Here is a 21,752-nt window from a genome sequence, read left to right as displayed (position 1 = left end):
ATCCCATGGCTGCCAAGGAAGTCAAATTCAATTCCGACGCGCGCGAGCGCATGCTGCGCGGTGTCGATATCCTCGCCAATGCCGTCAAGGTGACCCTCGGTCCAAAAGGCCGAAATGTCGTCATCGACAAGTCGTTCGGGGCTCCGCGCATCACCAAGGATGGCGTTACCGTCGCCAAGGCAATCGAGCTCGAGGACAAATTCGAGAACATGGGCGCACAGATGGTGCGCGAAGTCGCCTCGAAAACCAACGACCTGGCCGGTGACGGCACCACCACCGCCACCGTGCTTGCGCAGGCCATCGTCCGGGAAGGCGCAAAAGCCGTCGCTTCGGGCATGAATCCGATGGACTTGAAGCGCGGCATCGACAAGGCCGTTGAAGCGGTCGTCTCGGAGCTCAAGGCCAACGCCCGCAAGATCACCCGGAATGACGAGATTGCCCAGGTCGGTACGATCTCGGCCAATGGCGACGCCGAAATCGGACGCTACCTGGCCGAAGCGATGGAAAAGGTCGGCAACGAAGGCGTCATCACTGTCGAAGAAGCCAAGACCGCCGAGACGGAGCTGGAAGTGGTCGAAGGCATGCAGTTCGACCGTGGCTATCTCAGCCCCTACTTCGTCACCAACCAGGACAAGATGCGGGTCGAACTGGAAGAGCCCTATGTTCTGATCCATGAAAAGAAGCTCGCCAACCTGCAGGCGCTGCTTCCGGTTCTCGAAGCGGTGGTTCAATCGGGCAAACCATTGCTTATCATCGCCGAGGACGTGGAAGGCGAGGCCCTGGCAACGCTGGTCGTCAACAAGTTGCGGGGCGGCCTCAAGGTCGCGGCGGTGAAGGCGCCTGGCTTCGGCGACCGCCGCAAGGCCATGCTGGAAGACATCGCCATCCTCACCGGCGGTACCGCGATCAGCGAAGACCTGGGCATCAAGCTCGAGAACGTCACCCTGCAGATGCTGGGCCGCGCCAAGAAGGTCGTGATCGAGAAGGAGAACACCACAATCGTCGACGGCGCCGGCAAGAAGCAGGAAATCCAGGGCCGCGTTGTCCAGATCAAGGCGCAGATCGAGGAGACCACCTCCGACTACGATCGTGAGAAGCTGCAGGAGCGGCTTGCCAAGCTGGCTGGCGGCGTTGCGGTGATCCGTGTCGGCGGGGCCACCGAAGTGGAGGTAAAAGAGAAGAAGGATCGCGTTGATGACGCCCTTCACGCAACCCGTGCTGCGGTCGAGGAAGGGGTGCTGCCAGGAGGCGGCGTCGCCTTGCTGAGGTCTGTACAATCCCTCGGCACACTGACAGCCGACAATGCCGACCAGAAATACGGCATCGACATCGTTCGTCGCGCTATCGAGGCTCCTGTCCGTCAGATCGCCGAGAATGCCGGCGCCGAAGGTTCGATCATCGTCGGCAAGCTGCGCGAAAAGACGGATTTCGCCTATGGCTGGAACGCCCAAACCGGTGAATATGGCGACCTCTACAGTCAGGGCGTCATAGACCCGGCCAAAGTGGTGCGGACCGCGCTGCAGGATGCAGCCTCCGTCGCCGGCCTGCTGGTAACCACCGAGGCTATGGTTGCGGAAAAGCCTAAGAAAGAAGCGTCCCCGACCCTGCCCGCCGGCGCCGGGATGGACTTCTAAGCCATTGGCAAATGCCTGCCTCCGCCGGTGCGGGGGCAGGCAGGTCTAAGATGAGGTGATCTTCATGAATGCTATGACTGGTTCGCCATTGGTTTCGGCACCGACCCACGAAACAAGTGAATTCCTCGATTATGAACTGGAGTGCCGTGCTGTTCTGAAGCCGCTGCTTGCCAACTTACTGGACAAGGCGGAGGCTGCGGGTTGGGTTCGCCGCACCGCGGCGTCGACATTGATGCATTTGGCCGCACAACATGTTTCAGAGGCCTCGAAACGAATGCAGGCAGACAAATCCCGAGACAAATAGATCAGGCGGTAGGCTTGAGCCTTTGCTGCTTTTTGATCAGACCCGCTCGGCTGGCCGGGTGGGTTTTCTCGCTCGAGCTTGCTCTGGCTTAAGGTTTGCTTCCGATCATTCGTAACCCGGACGATCTACTGCACCCACTTGATTTCTATCAGGCCCTAGTTCGTGGCAGTTGTCTTGCTGACGACTTGCGCCGCGCCAGCGCAAACTTTGCCTAAAGGGGCCGTTTGCGGTCGGTCCGGTTTTGGCGAAATCTCGCAATAACCCGCCATTCGGCAACCGACCTCTTTGTCGTCATCGGGTACGAGATGGCAAAATCCCGAAAGCTGCCGTTGAGCCGCTGCGGCTGATCGCTGCTTGGCGCCCTTATTGGTCCGCCTCCAAGGACTATTCCGCACCCAAGTCGGACAGCTTCGGCATGTCAGCCTGCTCTTCCCTCAACGCCTCTGCGATCAGCAAAGCAAGCTCCCCGGGCGGCCGGATACCGGAGACGCCGATCGCATCCCCATGCCCATCCATCGTCCCAATGTCGGCGTGGATCGGAGAAGCTGGCTTGCACTTCACTCAATAGGTGATGCTAGTCAGAACCACGTAAAGGATCGTGGCGGCCAAGCCACCGACCATCAGTATCAGGAGCCAGAGTGACGGTTCCGTTCTTATTCGATCAAGATATCGCATCGGATGCTGCCTTTTCGAGTAGCGTACATGCACCTCAGATCAGCCTGTTGTCCTCGGCCTTCTGGCGGGCGCGGCGGCGCGTGCCGTCGGTATCCGACTTGCGGTGCCGTTCAGCCACCGCCTTGCGGATCTGCTCAAAGCGATTTTCTTCGACCTGCTTGGGCGTCGGCTGCGTATCTGTCTTCTTCACAAACGAGATCATTGCTGGCGTTCCTTCCTGTGGCGGGTGGAAACGCCCTGGCGCCTGCCTGAGCGCTTTAAAGGGTATTATGCTCCAAGCGCGGTGACACAGTCTTGGACTCCAAGCCGGTCGGCGGTCGTCTGTCCCGGCATTGTCGCCCAGCCACCGGCTTCGATGAACTGCCTTTTCTTGTAGCTATCGGTAGCAGCCTTGAACTCGACAAGCTTCGCAGCCGCATCTGGCGCTGCGTTGAACCGTTCAATGCATATGGCGGATGCCAGCTCTCCGCGCGCCGTCTCGCCAGCCGCTTTCGCCATGGTTTGCGAAGTGCCGCCGGTGACCCAGCCACCCCAGCTGAAGCCGACGACGATCGTGGCGATCATCGCCGCGATGCATGCCCAGACCAGCATGGCCTTCGAAGGCTGGTAGTTTTCCCAACGACGGGAGAGAGATTGTTTCGTCGTGCTCTGCATGGCCATGGAGGTATTCCTTCCAGGTTGGAGTGCGGACTGCTTTGTCCGGCCGCGCTGACCGAACGGTTCAGGCACTGTTCTCAGTATCCCATTCCACCCATGCCGCCGTTGCCGGCCGCTGGTGCGGAATCCTTCGCGGGAATATCGGCGATCATCGCCTCGGCGGTGATCAGCAGGGACGCGATCGAGCCAGCGTCCTGGAGTGCGGTTCTGACGACCTTTGCGGGGTCGACGATGCCTGCCTTGATCATGTCCACATAGGTTTCGGTCTGGGCATCGAACCCTTGGTTGCGATCCTTGCTATCGGTCAGCTTGCCGACCACGATCGAGCCTTCGACACCGGCATTCTCCGCGATCTGCCGGATCGGCGCTTCGAGTGCCCGCCGCACGATCGAGATGCCGGCGGTGATGTCTGCGTTACCGCCCGTCAGCGAGGCCAGTACAGCCCTGGCGCGCAGCAACGCCACGCCGCCGCCGGGAACGATGCCTTCCTCGACGGCCGCGCGCGTCGCGTTGAGCGCATCGTCGATGCGATCCTTCTTCTCCTTGACTTCGGTCTCGGTCGCGCCGCCGACGCGGATGACGGCAACGCCACCGGCGAGCTTGGCCAGCCGTTCCTGTAGCTTCTCTTTGTCATAGTCCGAGGTCGTTTCCTCGATCTGCGCCTTGACCTGGGCGATGCGTTCGGCGATTCCGGCCTTGGCGCCGGAGCCGTCGATCACCGTGGTCGTATCCTTCTCGATCACCACGCGCTTGGCGCGGCCGAGCATGTCGAGCGTGACGTTCTCGAGCTTGATACCGAGGTCTTCGGAGACCATCTGCCCGGCGGTCAAGACGGCGATATCCTCCAGCATGGCCTTGCGGCGGTCGCCGAAGCCCGGAGCTTTCACCGCCGCGACTTTCAGGCCGCCGCGCAGCTTGTTGACGACCAGCGTTGCGAGCGCCTCGCCCTCGACATCCTCCGAGATGATGAGCAGCGGCTTGCCGCTCTGCACCACCGCCTCGAGGATCGGCAGCATGGCCTGAAGATTGCAGAGCTTCTTCTCGTGGATGAGGATGTATGGGTCCTCCAGTTCCACGCGCATCTTCTCTGCGTTGGTCACGAAGTACGGAGACAGGTAGCCGCGATCGAATTGCATGCCCTCGACTACCTCGAGTTCGGTCTCGGCGGTCTTGGCTTCCTCGACGGTGATGACGCCTTCGTTGCCGACCTTTTTCATTGCCTTCGCGATCATCTCGCCGACGGTCGCATCGCCGTTGGCGGCGATGGTGCCGACCTGCGCGATCTCTTCGGAGGACTTGACCTTCGTCGATTGCGCCTGGATTTCCTTGACGCCGGCGGCGACGCCGAGATCAATACCGCGCTTCAGGTCCATCGGGTTCATGCCAGCAGCAACCAGCTTGGCACCCTCCCGCAAAATCGAGGCGGCGAGCACAGTCGCGGTGGTAGTTCCGTCGCCGGCGAGATCGTTGGTCTTCGAAGCGACCTCGCGGACCATCTGCGCGCCCATGTTCTCGAACTTGTCGGCAAGCTCGATCTCTTTGGCGACGGTGACGCCGTCCTTGGTGACGCGCGGCGCGCCATAGGCCTTGTCGATGACGACGTTGCGGCCCTTGGGGCCGAGCGTCACCTTGACGGCGTTGTTGAGCAACTCGACACCGCGCAACATGCGGTCGCGGGCGTCGCCGGCGAATTTGATTTCTTTGGCAGACATGGTGTTCGTCCAGTTCGGTCTTGAGATGCGGGATGGAAGATCAGGCGACCTTCCTGGCGGCACTACCGGTCTTCTCGACAATGCCCAGGATGTCGCTCTCCTTCATGATCAGGAGGTCTTCGCCATCGATCCTGACCTCGGTCCCGGACCACTTGCCGAACAGGATGAGGTCGCCGGCTTTAACGTCGAGGGGGATCACATTGCCGCTCTCATCGCGTGAACCGGGTCCGACGGCGATTACCTCGCCTTCCTGCGGTTTTTCCTTCGCGGTGTCGGGAATGATGATCCCGCCTTTGGATTTGAGATCGCCTTCCGCACGTCGAATGACGACGCGGTCATGGAGGGGCCGGAATTTCATGGGGGTTCTTTCTGAGGCCGGCGCATAAGGCAGCCACCTCAGATACATAGCGACTTTGGCACTCGAATGATAGGAGTGCCAAATGCATTTCTTTGAAAAGGCGGAATTGGAAGAATTTATTTCACTTCTATCGATGCGATATTCGTTGTTTTCAATACGTATTTCCTGCCTTTTCAAGGCTGTTTATTTTTATGGAAGAGCCATTATTCAATTCTATATGAAATAACATCGCCTTGCTCCTTGCTAAAGTGGCGGGTAAAGCCCATATATAAATCTCGTTGATTTGGCCGACTTGGCTTTTGCGGTGTCAGAGACCCGCCATTCACCACCGAATTCTCGATAGCGAATGCATCAAGCGCCGGCCCGGCGCGCATATCGCTCTGTTCGAACCCTGGAATGAAACCCGTCGCTGACCACGGATGTACTGGCAGCACGGAAATTCATTCCGGTTCGAATGGGAATGATGCGGGAGGCGCGCTGGCGTGCTTTCGTGGAGGTTTCGACCATGACAACGCGCACCACACAAACCATCGTCCGGTTCTCCGCCCCCTTCACGCTGCCCGGCTTCGACGCCGCACAGCCTGCTGGCGACTATCGCGTGGACCAGGATGAAGACCTGCTGGAGGTATCCTCCCGCCTCGCCTGGAGACGTGTCGGCGCCTTTGTTCACCTGCCCGCCATCGGCATTGATGGCCAGACACATCAGATGGCGCCGATTGATCCCGCCGATCTCGACGCCGCTCTCGAAAAGGATCACCAACAATCATGATATCGACCAACCCAATCCGACGCACGATCCGTCCCGCCCGGCACGATGTTCCTGCTCATCTCTTCGCGATCGGACAGGCTGTCCGGCTCAAGGGCGGTTTCGTGAGACCAGCGTTGCCCGCCGATATCTACCGCATAACCGGCACGTTGCCGGCACGGGGAGATTCGCTTCAATATCGCATCCGCAATGACGACGAACGCCATGAGCGGGTCACAACGCAGGACAGTCTCGAGCCGGTCGACATGTCGCAATCCGGCAATGGCGCAACGCTCATCGAAAGGACGTTCGGACATGGCTAAAGGCCAGAAACGAAGCAATCGCGAGATCAGGAAGCCGAAGCAGGAAAAGGCCCAACCAAAGCCTGAAAGTACCTTCGGCAACCAGATCAAGGTCGCTGCAAATGCCAACACGTCACAAGGTCGAGGCAGGCACTGAGGCAGTGCTGCTCCGGCTGAAAGAGCATTGGGCGCCATGAAAGTTGTCATCGAGTTTTACCGCACGCGGGAGACAGATGACGCCCATGCGGTCGTGGGCCGAGAGGCGGTGGAAGCCGTCGATCTCGCTAACGCGATTGAGATTGCGCACTTGCTTTCGCAGACGCTCGACATGCCTCAGCGGCCCGACGCCGTCGCGATCACCGACTTATCCGGTAACGCGCTATTTTCCGGCATCATTGATGTCGACGTGACCAATAAAGAAAGGCCACGATCATGACCCGATACGTAGATGAAACCGAACGGGAGCGGCATGACCGCGCGATCGGCGACTGGGACAATGAAGGGAGTGCATCCGTCCGCACAGCAGGCGACGAACAGTATGGCCGCCGCATCGAAGCCGACCGTTCATGGACCATCTACCATGTCTTCACCGGCGTTCCAGCCGCCCGGGAAGGGCTGGAGATGATCGGCCTCAGCCGCTCGGTCGCAACCGACGGGATGCTGTCGCTCAATCGCCGCAACGAAGTGGGTCGCCGAGCCGGAAGCAGCCTGTTGGCAGATATCCGCACCACGGCACAGGCAAGACCGGAGTGTCAGCGGTGACACTCCAATTCCCCAACCCGAGCCGCAGCTTCGACGAAGTGCGCAACGCCGTTCGCTTTATCGGGCACGACGGCATGTTCGAAGTGCCGTTCTTTGTCGAGGTAGGGGCGCTCGCCAAGTCGTCTGCCGGATTGCGCAACATGGAGCTGTCGGAGGAGATGTATCTTTCGACCTTTGATTCGGCGCGCAGGTCGATCGAAGATGTAGCACGCGAGGCCTACTCGCATCGCCGCCAAACCTCCTATACGCTTACCGCCGCCGATTTCCGGTAAAGACATCACTCGATGCTGATCCGCTACGGGTATGAGATCACTCTGACCTGCCAGCAGCCGACCGCCCTGGTGTGTCTGCTATCGGTCCACGAGGATCGCGCAGCTGACATAAGGGCGCCGGAGACGACGTTCATCAACCCTGACGTACCGGTCTCGATCTACCGCGATCTTTTTGGCAACCGCTGCCGCCGTCTAGTCGCGCCTGCGGGCGACCTGACGATGTGGGGCGATGCCACGATCGAGGACGATGGGAGGCCGGACCCGATTCTGCTGGGTGCCCGGGAGTTGCCGGTGCCGGAATTGCCGGACGATTGCCTCGTCTACCTCATGGGCAGCCGCTACTGCGAAACCGACCGTCTCAGTCAGACCGCCTGGGACAACTTCGGCACGCTCGCGCCCGGCTGGGGCCGGGTGCAGGCGATCTGCGATTTCGTCCACAACCACATCCGCTTCGACTACATGCAGGCCCGATCTACGCGGACGGCTTTCGAGGCGTTCCATGAGCGCGTTGGCGTCTGTCGCGACTTTGCGCATCTCGCGGTGACCTTGTGCCGCTGCCTCAACATTCCCGCTCGCTATATCAATGGCCATCTCGGCGACATCGGCGTGCCGGTCGTCGATCCGATGGATTTCAGCGCCTGGATGGAAGTGTTCCTCGATGGCGAATGGCACACCTTCGATCCGCGCAACAACACACCGCGGATCGGTAGGATCGTCGTCGCGCGCGGCCGCGACGCAGCCGACATACCGCTCGTCAATTCCTTCGGCCCGCATGTTCTGAAGGCGTTCCGAGTATGGACTTACGAGGTATCGGGCTTGCAACAGACGCAAGAGCATCGCGAGAGCGAAGAGCGTTGACAGCTTTGCAGGTTCGTCGCCCAAGTGCCGAAAGGCAGGAAACCACCCCAATCGAGACCTACGCGAATCCTTTGATCGTCCCTCCTGGGAAGGAATCATTCAGGCAGGATCGGGGCCGGAACCGGACTGTCTGGGTTTGGCTGATGGCTCAGGGAAAGCGGACATTCGGGCGCTAAGTTCTGTGGGATCCCGTCTCACAAGACGTACTGTGGCCAATATGCGTTGGACAATCTGACCCGACTCGACGGGGTCCGTTCTGATGCAACGTTGGACCCGCCGCCAAGAGCGGGCGTTTTTTGCTTCGCAGCGCAAATGGCATAACATTTTAGAATAAAGTGATCCTGAGATTATATTTGTATTATGCCCGCGCTGCGGCTTCCTTGACCCATCGGATGGCAATGCGATCCATGGGGAGTTGACATGAAGTCTGTTGAAACTGACCGGGCCTCCGGAGCCGTCTTTGTCGCACTAGCCGGGCTCTTTGCGGTGCCGGCTTTCAGCTACGGCATGGGAAGTTTTGCCCGCCTCGGTGCAGGGGTCTTTCCGCTGGCGGTGTCCATCCTGCTGGGACTGGTCGGGGTGGCGCTCATCCTGCGCTCGTTTGCCGGAGAAGGCGACAAGGTCCTGCCCTTCGACCTGCGGGCCATGGTGTTCATCGTGGCGGGCATGCTGTTCGGCGCGTTTGGCCTCAATCGTTTCGGGCTGGTGGTCGCGGTTCCCGGCGCGGTGATCCTGGCGAGTTTCGCGTCGCGCGAACGGCGTCCCGTCGGCGTGTTGGTCGCAGCCGCGGTGCTGACGCTGATTGCCTGGCTTGTCTTCGTCGCGGGGCTGGGCGTGCGCCTGCCGCTGGTCGCGGGGCTGTGACGATGGAGTGGCTGACGCACCTATCAGGCGGTTTCGCCACGGCCGTTACGGTCCACAACCTGCTGCTGTGCTTCACGGGCGTCCTGCTCGGCACGGCCATCGGCGTGCTGCCCGGCGTTGGACCGCTGGTGACCATCGCCATCCTCATTCCGATGACCTATTCGCTGGAGCCTACCAGCGCTTTGATCATGCTGTCGGGCATCTATTACGGCGCGCAGTATGGCGGCTCGACCACGGCGATCCTAGTAAACCTGCCAGGCGAATCCGGCTCGGTCGTCACCTGCATCGACGGCCACCAGATGGCTCGCAACGGTCGGGCAGGCGCGGCGCTGGCCATCGCGGCGCTGGGATCCTTCTTCGCCGGCACGGTCGGAACGCTGCTGATCGCAGGCTTTTCGCCCTACCTGTCGAAGATCGCGCTCTCGTTCACTCCAGCCGACTACTTTTCCCTCATGGTTCTGGGGTTGGTGGCCGCCATCGTGCTGGCGTCCGGCGGGTTGCTGAAGGCCTTCGGGATGATCCTCGTCGGGCTGCTGCTGGGCACGGTCGGCCTCGACCTCACTACCGGCACCGCGCGTTACACCTTCGGCTCCTTCGAACTGGTGGACGGGCTCGATTTCACCGCCCTGGCGATGGGTCTCTTCGCCTTCGGCGACATCATGGCCAATGCCGGCAAGGACCATGACCGGCAGGTCATGCAGGGCAGCATCCGCGGGCTGTGGCCGAATCGCGAGGAGTTCCGCGAGGCCTGGCCGGCGGTGATGCGTGGCACCGGCCTGGGGTCGGTCTTGGGGCTGTTACCGGGCGGCGGCGCGACATTGTCATCCTTTGCCAGCTATTCCATCGAGAAAAAGATCTCGCGCACTCCCGAACGGTTCGGCAAAGGCGCGCCGGCGGGCGTGGCGGCGCCCGAGGCAGCGAACAATGCCGGCGCCCAGAGTTCCTTCATTCCGATGCTGACGCTCGGCATCCCCTCGAACGGGGTCATGGCGATGATGATCGGGGCGATGATGATCCACAACATCGTTCCCGGACCGGAAGTGATGACCCGCAACGCTGACCTGTTCTGGGGACTGGTGGCCTCGATGTGGATCGGCAACCTGATGCTGGTTGTTATCAACCTACCCCTGATCGGCATCTGGGTCAGCTTCCTGCGCATCCCGTATTTCTATCTCTATCTCGCCATCCTGGTGTTCTCGATGATCGGTCTCTATTCGATCACCAACTCGCCGGTTCCGATCTTCATGGCGGCGGGCTTCGGGCTCCTTGGCTATGTCTTCAACCGGCTGGGATGCGAGCCTGCACCGCTACTGCTCGGCTTCATCCTGGGGCCGATGATGGAAGTCTATGCCCGCCGCGCACTGCTTTTGTCGCGCGGCGATCCGTCCGTCTTCGTAACCGATCCGCTTTCGGCCGCTTTGCTCGTGGGAGCCTTGCTGCTGCTGGTTTCGGTATTGTCGCCGGCGATCCGACGAAAACGCGAGGAAGTTTTCGCGGAAGAATGAACCCCAAAACCTTTGCCTTGAATACCAACGAAAGAGGAAGCCATGCCCGACATCATGGGTGAATACGTCGACCGTCTCGTCACGGTGGAGATGCGAAACCGGGGTATGAACTTTGGGATCGTTCGCCAGATCTATGACGAGGCGAGAAAGGAAGGCGGCGGCCGTCCGATCAGCGCCCGCGCGGCGGAAGCCCTCGTGGGCAGGGTCAAGCCGGGCGATGTCGTGTTCATCGTGACCGGAGCCGGTTACTATCCGGAGGTGCCCAACGGCGAGAGCGACGGCCCCCCCGGAGCAGCCTCGCTGGCGCGCGCTATCTACTGGGGGCTTAAAGCCATACCCGTCTTCGTGGTCGAGGAATGCCACGCGCCGCCGGTGATCGCCTCGTCGCAGGCCGCGCATGTGATGATCCGTGAGTTCCATCTGGCGAAGACCCGCAGGATGGGCGGTGCATTGATCACTGCGCCGCAAGACAAGACGGCGACGGCTCGGTGGGCGCAGTCTATCGTCGACGAATACAAGCCCGCCGCCGTTATTGCCATCGAAAGGCTGGGGCCGAACGACCAGGGCTTCGTGCACGGCTCGACCGGCGTGAAGAAGGACTGCGTCGATCTTGGCCACGTGTTCCTCGCCGCGCAGAAGGCCGGTGCGCTGACGATCGGCATCGGCGACAATGGTAACGAGATCGGCTTCGGCCGCATCTACGACTTCATGCGCGACTTCCATCCCTACGGGCGGGAATGCCAGTACGAAGGCGGCACCGGCGTCATCACCACCATCGCCACCGACGTATTCCTGCCGGCGTCGATCTCCAACTGGGGCGCTTACGGCATCGCTGCGATGGTGTCGTTCCTGATCAAGGATCGCGAGGCTCTCCAAACTCCTGAGATGGAGCGGCGGATCCTGGAAGCCTGCCTGAACAATGGCGGCTGGGAGATGCGTTACTGCAGCAACCGCTTCATCGTCGACGGAACCGTCGGCGAGAGCTCGATCTCCATCGTTCAACTACTGCACGACATGCTGCGGCTGAACCTCGCCGCACCGGACCGCGGCCTGTCGCACGGAAAAATGAAAGAAGGCACCAAGGAAAGGGAGACTGTGTAATGATCCGTTTGACCCGCCGCGCCCTCAACGCGCTGGCAGCCGCTGCCTTCATGGTCGCAGCTCCGGCGATGGCGCAGGACTTCCCGTCCAGGCCTATCGCCATCATCGTTCCCTACGCTCCGGGTGGGCAGGGCGATATCACCGGCCGGCTGATCGCCGAACACCTTTCGCCGCTTCTCGGCCAGCCGGTGACGGTGGAAAACCGGGCCGGCGCCAACGGCGTCATCGGCATCTCCGAGATCGCCAAGGCCCAGCCCGACGGGTACACGCTGGGCGTCGTGGTCGCATCACACGCCATGGCGCGGGCGCTGGTGCCGAACCTGCCCTACAATCCGGTGGCCGACTTCACGCCGATCACGACAACGGCGCTGACCGAAATGGTGCTGGTGGTGCCGCCGAAGCTGGAGGCCAAGACGGTGCAGGAATTCATTGCGCTCGCCAAGGCGAAGCCGGGCGAGATGGCGTACAAATCCGCCGGACAGGGCAGCAACTCGCATCTGTTCGGAGCGTGGTTCGCCGAGGCCGCTGGGGTCGACATGATCCACGTTCCCTATAAGGGCAGCGGCGATTCCATGCCGGACCTGCTGGCCGGCGTCACCCAGATGGGTTTCGACACCTTGCCGGCGGTACGCGGCTATCTCGAGAACGGCCAGTTGAAGGCAATCGCGGCCGGCGGTCCCAAACGTTCGACGGCATACCCGGACCTGCCGACCGTCGCAGAGCAAGGACTGGACGGCTTCGCCGCCAATTCGTGGGCAATGGTCATCGGCCCGAAAGGCATGCCCGCGGACATAGTCGCACGCCTGAACGAAAACGTCGTCAAGGTGCTGAAGATGCCCGAGGTGAAGGAAAAGTTCCAATCGATGGGCGCGCAGGTCGTGGCCGACACGCCCGATCAGGCCCGCGAGATGCTCACGATGGAAGAGGCGAACTACAACGCCTTGATCACCAAGCTGGGTATTTCGCTATCCAAGTGACACAGCCCGGTTCGCAGGGACGCTGGGCGGGATAGGCCCGCCCAGTGTCGTTGCGAGGATGCGGCGCACCGCGCATGATGACGGCATGAAACGTTCATCGCGATCCCTGAACCCTCGTCAGATCGAGGCATTCCGTGCCGTCATGGTCTCCGGCAGCATCACCCGCGCAGGAAAGCTGCTGTCTGTGTCGCAGCCGGCGATCACCCGGCTGATCCACGACCTTGAACACGATCTCGGCATGCCGCTGTTCACGCGGGCTGGAGCGACGGTGGCGCCGACACCCGAGGCCAGGGCGTTCTTCGGCGAGGTGGAGCGGTATTTCGTCAGCACGGACCGGTTGCGCGAGGCGGCCATGATCATCCGCGAGCACAGCGCCGGCTCGCTGCGCATCGCCGCGATCCCATCGCTCTCGGCGAGTTGCATGCCGGATGCGGTTCGCGATTTTTCACAGAAGTTCCCGGATATCCTTATCTCTATCCACACCGGCGCATCGTCGGAAATCATCGATCATGTCGCCGTCGGGCAGGCGGACATCGGCTTCGTCGCACTGCCGCCGGGCCGGACCGACCTGAAATTCCTGCCGCTGCCGGTGACGGAGGTGGTCTGTGTGATGCCGCTGGAGCATCCTCTTGCCGCCAAGGAGTTTGTCGGGCCGAGTGATCTGCATGGGCAGGACTATGTCGCGCTCGGACCCGGCAGCCTGATGCGGCTGGAACTCCACGCGCTGCTCCGGGCAGCGGATTCGCATCCGCGCCTGAGGGTCGAAAGCCTTTTCTCAGGAACCGTGGCGCAATACGTCAATCGAGGGCTGGGCATTGCCGTGATCGATCCGCTGGCTGCCGTCCAGGTCGACACCACCCGAGCGGCCGTTCGACGATTCGTGCCGCGCATCGGCTATGAGTTGTCCGTGGTTCATGCGCCGAGCGTCGGCTACAGCACCATGTTCGACAGCCTCGCCGCCAGCCTGACCGAGCACTACCTGGACGTGATAGGCCAGGTGCAGGACATAATAGATAAACAGATGGCGAACCTAGCCGGGACCGAAGCCGGCAAGCGGATCGATGCCCGTTTCTGAAGCCTACACCGCACGCGGTCGAACACGCGTGCGGTCAACATCGCAGGAAGATCTCCTGGATTTCCCTGAAATCCTGAGTGGTTGTCAGCGCCAGCATCAGCAGGCGCGCCGCGCGCTCAACCCAGTCCGCCGTCACGGACGAACCGGTCGATAGATAGCCGTCAACCAAGCCGACCAAGAGTTGGCGGGTGCACTGCAATCGATGTCAGGTGATCCGTCCTCTTGCGGCAACGGGCTCTGCTTGGACGTAGTGCTCGCCCCTGACGAGATGCACGGAATCGACCATGTTGCTGACGACGCAGGCGTGGTTTGGAACGATGCGCAGAAGATCCCCTACCGCAGGCGGCAACTCGCTGGTGTATTCGATCCGCCCATGCTCCTCGTTGAGTGAAATGGGGGCTGGAGCGATGAGCGGGCAGCGTGTTTGTGACATCCTGATTGTCGGTGCCGGGGCGACCGGGTCCCTGGCAGCACTGGTGCTCGCGCAGGCGGGACTGGATGTGGTGTGCCTTGAGCAGGGATCGTGGTTGAATGCTGCCGACCGACCGCATCGCCTCGCGGACTGGTCCTGGCAAAGACGCACCGGCTGGACCCTGACGTCAACAAGCGCGAACATGCCGATGATTATCCGGTCAATTCCGACTCGTCACAGATCCTGATGTGGAATGCCATTGGAGGGTCCACCAATGTGTACGGCGGCCTCTGGCCTCGGTATCGTCCATCCGACTTTCGAAAGGGTACCGAGCACGGACTCCAGCCCGACTGGCCCATCACCTATGACGACATCTCGCCTCACTATGAACTTGCCGACAAGATCATAGGCGTCTCAGGCCTGTCAGGCGACAGGGCAATGCCGCCGCGCGAGCGCTGCCCGACACGGCCATTGCCTATGTCTGACGTAGCACGACGGCTCTCGAGAGGTTTTGACGCGCCCGCATGGCACTGGTGGCCCGTGGAGGCCTCCGTCATTTCCGAAGACTATGACGGGCGCCCCGGCTGCAACAACTGCGGCGTATGCAACGGCTGTCCTCGCGGTTCGATGAATGAGTTTGCGACATCGGTGTGGCCCAAGGCGATCCGCGCAGGGTGCGACTTGCGAACCCATGCCCGCGTCCTCAAGGTCGAGAAAGGTCCCGATGGCCGCGCCACCGGCGTGTGTTACGTCGACCGCAACTCCGGCCAGGTCCTGTTTCAGAAAGCCCGAATTGTCGTCCTCGCGGCAAACGGCATAGGGACGCCGCGGCTTCTGCTCGCCTCGGACAACCTGGCCAATGGCAATGACCAGGTCGGCCGCAACCTGCTGCGCCACACGCTTGTCGCTAGCGAAATGTGGGTCAATGGCCCCGTCGACGGCCATATCGGCTTTGCCGCCTCGCTTATCTCGCGCGAGTTCGCGGAAACCGACATATCGCGCGGTTTCGTGAATGGCTTCAATCTCAACTGTGTCAGCTCGACCCCTTCCGCCGGCGAGCTGGCGGCCGGACGGTTCTCCTCGGCCCGCGCCCCCTGGGGCGCCGGCCACCATCAGTGGTTCGAAAGTCATTTCGGCCATTCGATCGGCGTCTTTGCCATCGGCGATGACCTTCCCAATCCAGAAAACCGCGTGACGCTTGATACCGTCCGAACAGATTCAGACGGAATGCCTGGGGCAAAGGTGCAGATGGCCCGGGCGAGAACGACAAACGCATGATGAACTACATGCTTGACCAGCTGAAGGACCTTGCGCGGGCGTGCGGCGCCATCGACTACCGCCTCCAGGACTACCGTGACCAGGATGGCGTATATCGAACACCCGCTTGGCACATGCTGGGCACCTGCCGGATGGGCAAGGACCCTGAAAGCTCTGTGGTCAACGTCTGGGCCCAAAGTTGGGAAGTGCCCAATCTGTTCATCATCGACGGAAGTGTCCTGACGACAGGCGGAACCGTGAACCCGACGCCGACAATCTCAGCGCTGGCGCTGCGAGCCGCTGCCTATATCCGCGACCACTTCGCATCGTTGTCCACAGCGTGAAACTTGAGGGCAATTCGCACCGACACCGGGCGGCGAAGTCTTCGACGCGCCGGGGCGCTTTTAGCAGTTCCTTCGCGCATGAACCAACCGTGATCGTTCTTCCGCGATGCCCTTAGAAGTCGGCTAGACGGACGGTCGAATTCTCCATTGCCCTATCGAGGATGAGAAGCAGATCATCGGTCTACTGATCAAAAATCCCAATCGGCCCCATTGAAGACACGCAGGTCGTCATATCAAAGGTCGTTTCGGGGCCGAATTGCAGACTGTCCGGTTCCGGGTGGCACCCAGCATATAGTTGCCGTTCACAGCCGACTTCATCGGGTCCGTTCGGGTGCGTCCTCCATTCGGCTAAAACATGCCGTTCGCTAAATTCCTTTAGGCGGCGGAGTTGGGGGCCGAATGTGGATGGGTATTCCCTGCACCAACGCGACCTTGTCAACGGTGGTTCCTACACCGGAGCCGATCCCCATGATCAGCGCGGATGCCCGGTTCTGCTGTCACGGCCTACCGATGAAATAGAGGCCCTTGACCAGAGACACGCCACCCTCACGGGGCGGCGAACCTTGCAAGTCCGTCGCACCCAAGCTCGTCGTGATAGCCGATCGTGCACATGGTCAAGCTGCCAGCGGGCGCAACCGCTCTCCGGCAGCGGTTGCCGAAAAGGGCGCAGTAGGAGGATGTCAGCTGCGATCTCCTGGACCAACGGCAGACACAAGAGGCAGTTGGCTGGTGACAGGTCAGTGTGATCTAACACCTGTTGCGGATCAGCAGAGATTGATCTCTTTACCGGAAATCGGCAGCGGTAAGGGTATAGGAGGTTTGGCGGCCATGGGAATAGGCTTCACGGGCGACATTTTCGATCGACCCGCGCGCGTAATCGAAAGTAGAAAGATACATCTCCTCCGATAGCTCCATGCTGCGCAGTCCGGCAGAGGACCTAGCCAACGCCTCCACTTCGACAAAGAACGGCACCTCGAACATACCGTCGTGCCCGATAAAGCGAATGGCTTTGCGCACTTCATCGAAGCTGCGGCTGGGGTTCAGGAATTCAAGGGTCATTGTCGATCTCCTCTGGCTGCTTGCTTCAGAAATGGCACCCGCAAAAGGCCGTCCATGCCCCCAATTCGGCGCCTGTCATTCCGACGATTCAGGGAAAGCATGCCGTCGGTTGCGACCGAGCGGCTAAGGCCGATCATCCGGAGCCCTTCCCGGCTGGCTGGAACGCCGGTAAAGACATGGTAGATGGTCCAGGATCGGTCAGCTTCGATGCGGCGGCCATATTGTTCGTCGATTGGTGCGCGGACGGATACGCCGTCGTCATTGTCCCAGACGCCTTTCGCGCGATTGTGCTGCGCCCGTTCGGTTTCATCTACGTATCGGGTCATGATCGTGCCCTTTCTTGGTTGCCGCACCATCAACGATGCCAGAAAACAGTGCGTTACCGGATAAATCGGTGATCGCCATGGCATCGGGCCGTTGAGGCATATCGAGTGTCTGTGAAAGCAGATGCGCAATCTCGATGGCGTTGGCGAGATTGGTGGTTTCTACCACCTCTCGGCCCACGACAGCATGGGCGTCATCTGTCTCCCTCGTGCGGTAAAACTCGATGATAACTTTCATGGCGCAATTTGGTCTTTCAGTCGGAGCGGCACTGCCTCAGTGCTTAACTTTGCCTTGTGACGCCTTGGCATTTGTAGCGGCCTTTATCTGATTGCCGAAGGTGCTTTCAGGCGTTAGTGAGGCCTTCTCCTGATTAGGCTTTCTGATCTCGCGACTGCTTCGTTTATGGCCCTTAGCCATGTCCGAATGTTCTTTCCATGAGAGTTGCGCCATTGACGGCTTGCGACATGCCGACCGGCTCGAGGCTGTCTTGTGTCGTCACTCGTTCATAGCGTTCGTCGTCGTTGCGGATGCGATATTGCAGCGAATCTCCATGGGCCGGGAGTGTACCGGTTATGCGGTAGATATCGTCAGCCAAAGCTGTTCTCCCGAATCCCCCCTTGAGCCGGACAGCCTGTCCGATCGCGAAGAGATGAGAAGGAGTTTCGTGGCGGGTGGGACGGACCGGGCGTCGGATAGGGGTGGTCGATCTCATGATTGTCGGTGATCCTGTGCGAGAGCGGCGTCGAGATCCTTGAGATCTATCGGCGCCATCTGATGTCCCTGGCCATCAATGCCGATGGCGGGCAGATGAACGAAGGCACCAACACGTCTCCAGGCAAGGCGGGACGATACTTCCAGCAACTCTTCATCCTGATCCACGCGATAATCACCGGCAGGCTGTGCGGCGTCGAAGCCGGGTAGCATGAAGGGCACGGAGAAGCGGACGATGGCTTGTGTGGTGCGTGTTGCCACGGTCGATACCTCCGCAGAAGCACGCGAGCGCACTCCTGCATTTTTCCTACTCGAACCGGAACGAAATCGGCGCTGCCAGTACATCCGTGGTCAGCGTCAGGTTCATCCCAAGGTTCGAATAGAGCGATATGCGCACCGGCGTGGCGCTTGATGCATTCGCTATCGATAATTCGGTGGTAAATGGCGGTGTCTCTGACACCGCAAGAAGCCAGTCGGCCAAATCAACGAGCTTCTCATATGGGATTTATCTGTCACTTTTGCAAGGCGTGAGCAGATTTTATTTTATATGGAATCAAACAATGGCTCTTCGAGGCAAGTAAACCTCCTAGAGGGATCGGAAGAATCCAGGAATTACAAATTAAACCGACGAAATTGAGCGATAAAATTATTCCCTCACCCGAATTTTCTAAGGGAATACATCTCGCACTCCCATAATCGAGTGCCGCCGTGGCCACGTGACGCCGCCTGCGCGTCGGCCTTAGGAAGACGCTGGTCGTCAACATGCGGACTTCGGTGAAAATGATCGAGGCCTGTCGCTTTGCCGTAGCAGCTATTACGGCGAAGCCGTCGTTCCCAGCCGAACTGGCTGTCGGTAGGGCCAGATCCTGCTTTGCCGTTGCCGACACCCCCTGGCACGTGTACTCCAGCTTTTTAAGGAGAACTTATGGCTAGACCACCAAACTACAATCACGAGCGAATGGAGCGAGATCGCGCCAAGGCGGCGAAGAAGGCTGACAAGCAAGCGGCCAAGGCTAACGCTCGTAAATCCGATGACGATACATCGGAGCAAAATGAAACCAATCGGAAGACGTTGAGCGACTAGGCCTTTTCGTCGTAGAGGATGCCAGCCTCACGAGCGACCGCTAGGACCGCGCGACGAGCGGCCATCGTCGTTTTGCCGCTGAGGCTGGCATCAGAACACGCTTGCAGTGCTGCGCGATATTTCTCGCTGCGCTTTGCATTCCAACTTCCCAGGAGAAATTCGTATGCTTCGGTGGGCGTGCGGAGCGTATGTATCGCGCCTGTGGCATCTACCTTGACGGTAATGTGGTTCTCAAAACGATTGCTATCCATAGCCTCACATAGGCCAAGCGCCTGACTAAGGCCAGCATTGTCTCGGCTAGATGATACGCGCGATTGTCGCCGGGCATGAGTAAAGCTGTAGCGTCAGGCGCGATCGTAACTGAAGGATGTCAAAAGCGTCGTGACGAAATTGCTCGCGCGTTCCTTGACGAGCACCTCTGTCCACTCGTCGGTACCGCGGAGCCTGAGATCAGTACGAATACTGTCTACCGCGGCTTCTTCAACTCGCTTGATATGCGTCTTGAATTCAGTTTCTCCGCTAGCATGATACATATCACGTATGACCATGCGCAGTATTTCCTGAATTGCAATTTGCCAGGCCGTATTGATCGCTTGTAACTCGTTTCTATCCGGTGCCATGCATGCTCCTATCGCGCGAGTTTATGGAGAATTTCGCGTGGAAAGCCCGCTCTTCAAAGCCCTAAGCCTGCCTAGCCTTGCGGGCCGCATATCGCCTGTCTCGTTCGGCTTTACGTGCGGCCTCGTCTTCCACCAACCGCGCAATGCGAGCGTTCTCGGCACCCTTGCGCGCCTCTGTCTCTGCCGTAGCTGCGGCAGCGGCGGTCGCTTTCTCCGCGGCAGCGATCAATTCCAATCGGGTCTGCTCTTCAAGCTTTAGTCTGTTCCTTTCGGCACGGCGTGCGTCACGAGCTTCCACAAGTGTGACTCGCTCAGCTTGTCTGGCGAGACGCGTTGGTTCGGCAATTTCCTTCGCGGTCCGATAGGCGTTAAGAAGGTGCGCCTTGGCGTCCGCAGCAGTGGAACGTCTATCGACGAAATCATTGTTTCGAAGGTTTCTCAAATCTTTTTCCTTAAAGAGGCAGAAGGCGAACAGTCTGTCCTGGTGAGTTCGGCCAAAGGCTGGATATAGCGGAGGTCCGCTCCGAGTACCCTTTGCGGGGCGCACTTAACGAAGCCAAGACGTCTCAGCTTCGCTCAATGGCGTCGCGCGCTCGAGCCTTGCCGATGGGTTGATTCTGAAACGGACCTGATCCCGACATTGCTGGGGCAGGCTAAGCTCGCAAGCGATACCTGCTGTACGTTTCTGTCATCAGATTAGCCAGGTACAGCCATGCGGCCAAAATGAAAAGGCCAGGCAAACCGCCTGGCCTCAGAATGATAACGCGCTTCCTACGATGCCAGTACATCCGTGGTCAAAGAGAAGTAGCTACCTTTATTTAAGCGGATTGCAGATTGCAGGCCGACATCTTGCCCGACTTCTTGTCGCGCTCAAGATCGAAGCCAATCTTCTGGCCTTCGACGAGTTCGCGCATCCCAGCACGTTCGACAGCCGAGATATGAACGAAGGCGTCTGCGCCGCCGTTGTCTGGCTGGATGAAGCCGAAGCCCTTGGTGGAATTAAACCATTTAACGGTGCCAGTGGTCATGATGAACCCTTTCATAGCAATACGGGAGCCACAACGCCGAAGCGCTGCAGATGGTGATAGCGATTTTTGAAAGAAAAGGTTCGTTCAAGGCGCGGTGCCAAACGCGCGGTAACCAAAGCTCAGCAAGCAAATATCGATTGCGGACGTTTAGGATAGTCACGTCGAGATGTCAACCTCTAGCTTCGAGAAACAGTGACCTCGACATATGGTTGTACCGCATCGCGAGCGGGTCCCATCTTTATGCCGACCCAACTGAGCGACCGCTTGTGGAAGATCGAAAAGCCAGACGGAATGGCCGGGTTAAGGGCGCATAGCTGCCATACAGCTGCCTTCAGCCAGCCTGGAAATCCAAGTCGCTTGTCGACCGCACGGGTTGGCCGTCTCTGAATTGGAGTCACCTCCCCTCCCCGCCTGATCGAGGTGGACTTTCGTGCATCAATGTTCCCGGAAAGCTGGGTTTCGATGCTGGCGCAAGCCGTACAGGATGCTCAAGCGCCACCTTTCGCTTCATGGGCTCACGCCAGAACAATATCGTGCCAAGTGGGGGGCTCCCCATGGATCATCCCATGGTTGCGCCGAAACTATTCGCTTCGTCGCTCTGAGGTAGCCAAGAGCTTTGGACTCGGCCGCAAGCCTGCCCAAAAAGAAGCTTGCAAGCAAAGCGGGATGCACGAAAGGCAAACCGGTCGCTAGGCGTACAGCTTTCGGCTCCGAGTTGGGCAGCCTGAGATATCGGATTCGTGGTTGCGAAGCGTGGCTGCCGCAAGGAGGCGTCGACTAGGAGCGGCTGGATGCGCACCAATGCTACCGCTTGCGAGGCCGAGGGGTTAGACAAAGGCTGATATTGCTTGTAGCGGCCGCCTCCGACCTTCCACAAGTTCGAGGCGCCTGTCAGGGACTGGGCGCGCGGACGAGCCTTACACCCATTCCACCACCGTTTTCAGGGATGAACACTATGCCAGCAATTACGAGGGCATTGAATATTTTGGCAGTGGTATCTGGGCGACCACCAAAAACACCGTCCTCTGCCTCCAGACGAGCGATAGTCGGTTCTGAAACCCCAGAGTGATTGGCAAGGTCTCCCTGAGACCATCCGAGGAGCGCCCTCGCGG

The 21,752-nt window shown here is 59.9% G+C and carries 29 protein-coding genes and 3 pseudogenes; 17 read left to right on the top strand and 15 right to left on the bottom strand.

The window, feature by feature from the left end:
- The first annotated feature begins 5 nt into the window (after positions 1 to 5).
- Together groL (B015_RS0129250) and B015_RS32940 are read left to right on the top strand one after the other, a co-directional pair.
- Positions 6 to 1,634 carry a chaperonin GroEL gene (groL, locus tag B015_RS0129250; RefSeq protein WP_018431326.1) on the top strand — a complete coding sequence of 543 codons (1,629 nt, stop codon included), beginning with the start codon at positions 6 to 8 and terminating at the stop codon, positions 1,632 to 1,634.
- A gap of 64 nt (positions 1,635 to 1,698) precedes the next feature.
- A complete protein-coding gene (locus B015_RS32940) occupies positions 1,699 to 1,938 on the top strand; it encodes a hypothetical protein (protein ID WP_081623616.1) in 240 nt (79 codons plus the stop codon).
- Between the two features lie 709 nt (positions 1,939 to 2,647).
- On the opposite strand, the gene B015_RS33705 is transcribed toward B015_RS32940, so the two are convergent.
- The 4 genes from B015_RS33705 to B015_RS0129225 all read right to left on the bottom strand — a co-directional run bounded on the left by B015_RS33705 (position 2,648) and on the right by B015_RS0129225 (position 5,340).
- Positions 2,648 to 2,815, bottom strand: coding sequence for a hypothetical protein (locus B015_RS33705; RefSeq protein ID WP_018431324.1), 168 nt, complete (start codon positions 2,813 to 2,815; stop codon positions 2,648 to 2,650).
- 65 nt (positions 2,816 to 2,880) lie between these two features.
- Positions 2,881 to 3,273: a hypothetical protein gene (locus B015_RS0129235; protein ID WP_026227884.1), complete on the bottom strand. Its 393-nt coding sequence runs from the start codon at positions 3,271 to 3,273 to the stop codon at positions 2,881 to 2,883.
- Between the two features lie 74 nt (positions 3,274 to 3,347).
- Entirely contained in the window at positions 3,348 to 4,982 is a 1,635-nt protein-coding gene (gene groL, locus B015_RS0129230; RefSeq protein WP_018431322.1) for a chaperonin GroEL, read from the bottom strand.
- 40 nt (positions 4,983 to 5,022) lie between these two features.
- Entirely contained in the window at positions 5,023 to 5,340 is a 318-nt protein-coding gene (locus B015_RS0129225) for a co-chaperone GroES (RefSeq protein WP_026227883.1), read from the bottom strand.
- A gap of 505 nt (positions 5,341 to 5,845) precedes the next feature.
- On the opposite strand from B015_RS0129225, the gene B015_RS0129220 reads away from it, so the two are divergent.
- The 11 genes and pseudogenes from B015_RS0129220 to B015_RS0129170 all read left to right on the top strand — a co-directional run bounded on the left by B015_RS0129220 (position 5,846) and on the right by B015_RS0129170 (position 13,801).
- Entirely contained in the window at positions 5,846 to 6,109 is a 264-nt protein-coding gene (locus B015_RS0129220) for a hypothetical protein (protein ID WP_026227882.1), read from the top strand.
- Positions 6,106 to 6,405 (top strand): annotated as a pseudogene (locus B015_RS33995) (hypothetical protein); the annotation flags it as partial. The gene B015_RS0129220 and the pseudogene B015_RS33995, both read left to right, overlap by 4 nt.
- A gap of 175 nt (positions 6,406 to 6,580) precedes the next feature.
- Positions 6,581 to 6,823 (top strand): hypothetical protein, encoded by a 243-nt coding sequence (locus tag B015_RS0129210; RefSeq protein ID WP_018431318.1) that lies wholly within the window; start codon positions 6,581 to 6,583, stop codon positions 6,821 to 6,823.
- Positions 6,820 to 7,149, top strand: coding sequence for a hypothetical protein (locus tag B015_RS31910; RefSeq protein ID WP_018431317.1), 330 nt, complete (start codon positions 6,820 to 6,822; stop codon positions 7,147 to 7,149). Before B015_RS0129210 ends, B015_RS31910 begins: the two co-directional genes overlap by 4 nt.
- A complete protein-coding gene (locus B015_RS0129200; protein ID WP_026227880.1) occupies positions 7,146 to 7,421 on the top strand; it encodes a DUF1488 domain-containing protein in 276 nt (91 codons plus the stop codon). The genes B015_RS31910 and B015_RS0129200 overlap by 4 nt, the downstream gene beginning before the upstream one ends.
- Before the next feature lie 12 nt (positions 7,422 to 7,433).
- Complete coding sequence (locus tag B015_RS0129195) at positions 7,434 to 8,279, top strand: transglutaminase family protein (RefSeq protein WP_018431315.1); 846 nt, start codon at positions 7,434 to 7,436, stop codon at positions 8,277 to 8,279.
- A 420-nt stretch (positions 8,280 to 8,699) separates the two neighbouring features.
- Positions 8,700 to 9,143 (top strand): tripartite tricarboxylate transporter TctB family protein, encoded by a 444-nt coding sequence (locus B015_RS0129190; RefSeq protein ID WP_018431314.1) that lies wholly within the window; start codon positions 8,700 to 8,702, stop codon positions 9,141 to 9,143.
- A 2-nt stretch (positions 9,144 to 9,145) separates the two neighbouring features.
- A complete protein-coding gene (locus B015_RS0129185) occupies positions 9,146 to 10,648 on the top strand; it encodes a tripartite tricarboxylate transporter permease (protein WP_018431313.1) in 1,503 nt (500 codons plus the stop codon).
- A 42-nt stretch (positions 10,649 to 10,690) separates the two neighbouring features.
- On the top strand, positions 10,691 to 11,749 hold the full coding sequence (locus B015_RS0129180; RefSeq protein ID WP_018431312.1) for a glutamate cyclase domain-containing protein: 1,059 nt from the start codon (positions 10,691 to 10,693) through the stop codon (positions 11,747 to 11,749).
- A complete protein-coding gene (locus tag B015_RS0129175; protein WP_018431311.1) occupies positions 11,749 to 12,726 on the top strand; it encodes a tripartite tricarboxylate transporter substrate binding protein in 978 nt (325 codons plus the stop codon). Before B015_RS0129180 ends, B015_RS0129175 begins: the two co-directional genes overlap by 1 nt.
- Before the next feature lie 85 nt (positions 12,727 to 12,811).
- Complete coding sequence (locus B015_RS0129170) at positions 12,812 to 13,801, top strand: LysR family transcriptional regulator (protein ID WP_081623615.1); 990 nt, start codon at positions 12,812 to 12,814, stop codon at positions 13,799 to 13,801.
- A gap of 205 nt (positions 13,802 to 14,006) precedes the next feature.
- Here B015_RS0129170 and B015_RS33140 read toward each other — a convergent pair whose 3' ends face one another.
- A complete protein-coding gene (locus B015_RS33140; RefSeq protein ID WP_085941147.1) occupies positions 14,007 to 14,234 on the bottom strand; it encodes a hypothetical protein in 228 nt (75 codons plus the stop codon).
- Between B015_RS33140 and B015_RS33990 the strand changes: the two genes are divergently transcribed.
- The 3 genes from B015_RS33990 (at position 14,194) to B015_RS33985 (ending at position 15,814) form a co-directional block, all read left to right on the top strand.
- Complete coding sequence (locus B015_RS33990; protein WP_343123014.1) at positions 14,194 to 14,460, top strand: FAD-dependent oxidoreductase; 267 nt, start codon at positions 14,194 to 14,196, stop codon at positions 14,458 to 14,460. The two genes, B015_RS33140 and B015_RS33990, sit on opposite strands and share 41 nt — an antisense overlap.
- A gap of 191 nt (positions 14,461 to 14,651) precedes the next feature.
- Positions 14,652 to 15,491: a GMC family oxidoreductase N-terminal domain-containing protein gene (locus B015_RS31900; RefSeq protein WP_343123013.1), complete on the top strand. Its 840-nt coding sequence runs from the start codon at positions 14,652 to 14,654 to the stop codon at positions 15,489 to 15,491.
- Positions 15,488 to 15,814 carry a GMC family oxidoreductase gene (locus B015_RS33985; protein ID WP_081623604.1) on the top strand — a complete coding sequence of 109 codons (327 nt, stop codon included), beginning with the start codon at positions 15,488 to 15,490 and terminating at the stop codon, positions 15,812 to 15,814. Before B015_RS31900 ends, B015_RS33985 begins: the two co-directional genes overlap by 4 nt.
- Positions 15,815 to 16,423: 609 nt before the next feature.
- On the opposite strand, the pseudogene B015_RS33980 reads toward B015_RS33985, so the two are convergent.
- The 10 genes and pseudogenes from B015_RS33980 to B015_RS0129110 form a co-directional block, all read right to left on the bottom strand.
- Positions 16,424 to 16,561, bottom strand: a pseudogene (locus tag B015_RS33980) (transglutaminase family protein); the annotation flags it as partial.
- Positions 16,562 to 16,597: 36 nt separating this feature from the next.
- Positions 16,598 to 16,873, bottom strand: a complete 276-nt coding sequence (locus tag B015_RS0129150; RefSeq protein ID WP_018431307.1) for a DUF1488 domain-containing protein — start codon at positions 16,871 to 16,873, stop codon at positions 16,598 to 16,600.
- Positions 16,870 to 17,199: a hypothetical protein gene (locus B015_RS32925; protein WP_081623603.1), complete on the bottom strand. Its 330-nt coding sequence runs from the start codon at positions 17,197 to 17,199 to the stop codon at positions 16,870 to 16,872. The genes B015_RS0129150 and B015_RS32925 overlap by 4 nt, the downstream gene beginning before the upstream one ends.
- Positions 17,180 to 17,434, bottom strand: coding sequence for a hypothetical protein (locus B015_RS31895; RefSeq protein WP_018431306.1), 255 nt, complete (start codon positions 17,432 to 17,434; stop codon positions 17,180 to 17,182). Before B015_RS31895 ends, B015_RS32925 begins: the two co-directional genes overlap by 20 nt.
- Before the next feature lie 172 nt (positions 17,435 to 17,606).
- The gene (locus B015_RS0129140; protein ID WP_026227879.1) at positions 17,607 to 17,909 is read right to left on the bottom strand and encodes a hypothetical protein; all 303 of its coding nucleotides are present in this window, start codon (positions 17,907 to 17,909) and stop codon (positions 17,607 to 17,609) included.
- The gene (locus B015_RS32920; RefSeq protein ID WP_081623613.1) at positions 17,906 to 18,169 is read right to left on the bottom strand and encodes a hypothetical protein; all 264 of its coding nucleotides are present in this window, start codon (positions 18,167 to 18,169) and stop codon (positions 17,906 to 17,908) included. The genes B015_RS0129140 and B015_RS32920 overlap by 4 nt, the downstream gene beginning before the upstream one ends.
- An 819-nt stretch (positions 18,170 to 18,988) precedes the next feature.
- Positions 18,989 to 19,243 carry a DUF982 domain-containing protein gene (locus B015_RS0129125; protein WP_018431301.1) on the bottom strand — a complete coding sequence of 85 codons (255 nt, stop codon included), beginning with the start codon at positions 19,241 to 19,243 and terminating at the stop codon, positions 18,989 to 18,991.
- A 93-nt stretch (positions 19,244 to 19,336) separates the two neighbouring features.
- Positions 19,337 to 19,612 (bottom strand): hypothetical protein, encoded by a 276-nt coding sequence (locus B015_RS0129120; RefSeq protein WP_018431300.1) that lies wholly within the window; start codon positions 19,610 to 19,612, stop codon positions 19,337 to 19,339.
- A 61-nt stretch (positions 19,613 to 19,673) separates the two neighbouring features.
- Complete coding sequence (locus B015_RS0129115; RefSeq protein WP_018431299.1) at positions 19,674 to 20,054, bottom strand: DUF6481 family protein; 381 nt, start codon at positions 20,052 to 20,054, stop codon at positions 19,674 to 19,676.
- A 376-nt stretch (positions 20,055 to 20,430) separates the two neighbouring features.
- The gene (locus B015_RS0129110) at positions 20,431 to 20,640 is read right to left on the bottom strand and encodes a cold-shock protein (RefSeq protein WP_026227877.1); all 210 of its coding nucleotides are present in this window, start codon (positions 20,638 to 20,640) and stop codon (positions 20,431 to 20,433) included.
- A 472-nt stretch (positions 20,641 to 21,112) separates the two neighbouring features.
- Between B015_RS0129110 and B015_RS33975 the strand changes: the two are divergent.
- Positions 21,113 to 21,333 (top strand): annotated as a pseudogene (locus tag B015_RS33975) (MucR family transcriptional regulator); the annotation flags it as partial.
- Positions 21,334 to 21,752 lie beyond the last annotated feature (419 nt).

Origin of the sequence: Hoeflea sp. 108 (assembly GCF_000372965.1) — a bacterium.
In the GTDB taxonomy this organism is placed as follows: Bacteria; Pseudomonadota; Alphaproteobacteria; order Rhizobiales; family Rhizobiaceae; genus Aminobacter.
This window is presented reverse-complemented; position numbering and strand designations above follow the sequence as displayed.

Coding starts and splice junctions, on each gene's coding strand:
- B015_RS0129225 (WP_026227883.1), bottom strand. CDS start 5,340: ATGAAATTCCGGCCCCTCCATGACCGCGTCGTCATTCGACGTGCGGAA.
- B015_RS0129120 (WP_018431300.1), bottom strand. CDS start 19,612: ATGGCACCGGATAGAAACGAGTTACAAGCGATCAATACGGCCTGGCAA.
- B015_RS33140 (WP_085941147.1), bottom strand. CDS start 14,234: ATGTCACAAACACGCTGCCCGCTCATCGCTCCAGCCCCCATTTCACTC.
- B015_RS31895 (WP_018431306.1), bottom strand. CDS start 17,434: ATGAAAGTTATCATCGAGTTTTACCGCACGAGGGAGACAGATGACGCC.
- B015_RS0129210 (WP_018431318.1), top strand. CDS start 6,581: ATGAAAGTTGTCATCGAGTTTTACCGCACGCGGGAGACAGATGACGCC.
- B015_RS33985 (WP_081623604.1), top strand. CDS start 15,488: ATGATGAACTACATGCTTGACCAGCTGAAGGACCTTGCGCGGGCGTGC.
- groL (WP_018431322.1), bottom strand. CDS start 4,982: ATGTCTGCCAAAGAAATCAAATTCGCCGGCGACGCCCGCGACCGCATG.
- B015_RS33705 (WP_018431324.1), bottom strand. CDS start 2,815: ATGATCTCGTTTGTGAAGAAGACAGATACGCAGCCGACGCCCAAGCAG.
- B015_RS0129190 (WP_018431314.1), top strand. CDS start 8,700: ATGAAGTCTGTTGAAACTGACCGGGCCTCCGGAGCCGTCTTTGTCGCA.
- B015_RS0129235 (WP_026227884.1), bottom strand. CDS start 3,273: ATGGCCATGCAGAGCACGACGAAACAATCTCTCTCCCGTCGTTGGGAA.
- B015_RS31900 (WP_343123013.1), top strand. CDS start 14,652: ATGCCGCCGCGCGAGCGCTGCCCGACACGGCCATTGCCTATGTCTGAC.
- B015_RS32925 (WP_081623603.1), bottom strand. CDS start 17,199: ATGACCCGATACGTAGATGAAACCGAACGGGCGCAGCACAATCGCGCG.
- B015_RS0129195 (WP_018431315.1), top strand. CDS start 7,434: ATGCTGATCCGCTACGGGTATGAGATCACTCTGACCTGCCAGCAGCCG.
- B015_RS0129170 (WP_081623615.1), top strand. CDS start 12,812: ATGAAACGTTCATCGCGATCCCTGAACCCTCGTCAGATCGAGGCATTC.
- B015_RS0129140 (WP_026227879.1), bottom strand. CDS start 17,909: ATGAGATCGACCACCCCTATCCGACGCCCGGTCCGTCCCACCCGCCAC.
- B015_RS32940 (WP_081623616.1), top strand. CDS start 1,699: ATGAATGCTATGACTGGTTCGCCATTGGTTTCGGCACCGACCCACGAA.
- B015_RS0129110 (WP_026227877.1), bottom strand. CDS start 20,640: ATGACCACTGGCACCGTTAAATGGTTTAATTCCACCAAGGGCTTCGGC.
- B015_RS0129150 (WP_018431307.1), bottom strand. CDS start 16,873: ATGACCCTTGAATTCCTGAACCCCAGCCGCAGCTTCGATGAAGTGCGC.
- B015_RS0129125 (WP_018431301.1), bottom strand. CDS start 19,243: ATGGATAGCAATCGTTTTGAGAACCACATTACCGTCAAGGTAGATGCC.
- B015_RS0129180 (WP_018431312.1), top strand. CDS start 10,691: ATGCCCGACATCATGGGTGAATACGTCGACCGTCTCGTCACGGTGGAG.
- B015_RS0129175 (WP_018431311.1), top strand. CDS start 11,749: ATGATCCGTTTGACCCGCCGCGCCCTCAACGCGCTGGCAGCCGCTGCC.
- groL (WP_018431326.1), top strand. CDS start 6: ATGGCTGCCAAGGAAGTCAAATTCAATTCCGACGCGCGCGAGCGCATG.
- B015_RS31910 (WP_018431317.1), top strand. CDS start 6,820: ATGACCCGATACGTAGATGAAACCGAACGGGAGCGGCATGACCGCGCG.
- B015_RS33990 (WP_343123014.1), top strand. CDS start 14,194: ATGGGGGCTGGAGCGATGAGCGGGCAGCGTGTTTGTGACATCCTGATT.
- B015_RS0129185 (WP_018431313.1), top strand. CDS start 9,146: ATGGAGTGGCTGACGCACCTATCAGGCGGTTTCGCCACGGCCGTTACG.
- B015_RS0129220 (WP_026227882.1), top strand. CDS start 5,846: ATGACAACGCGCACCACACAAACCATCGTCCGGTTCTCCGCCCCCTTC.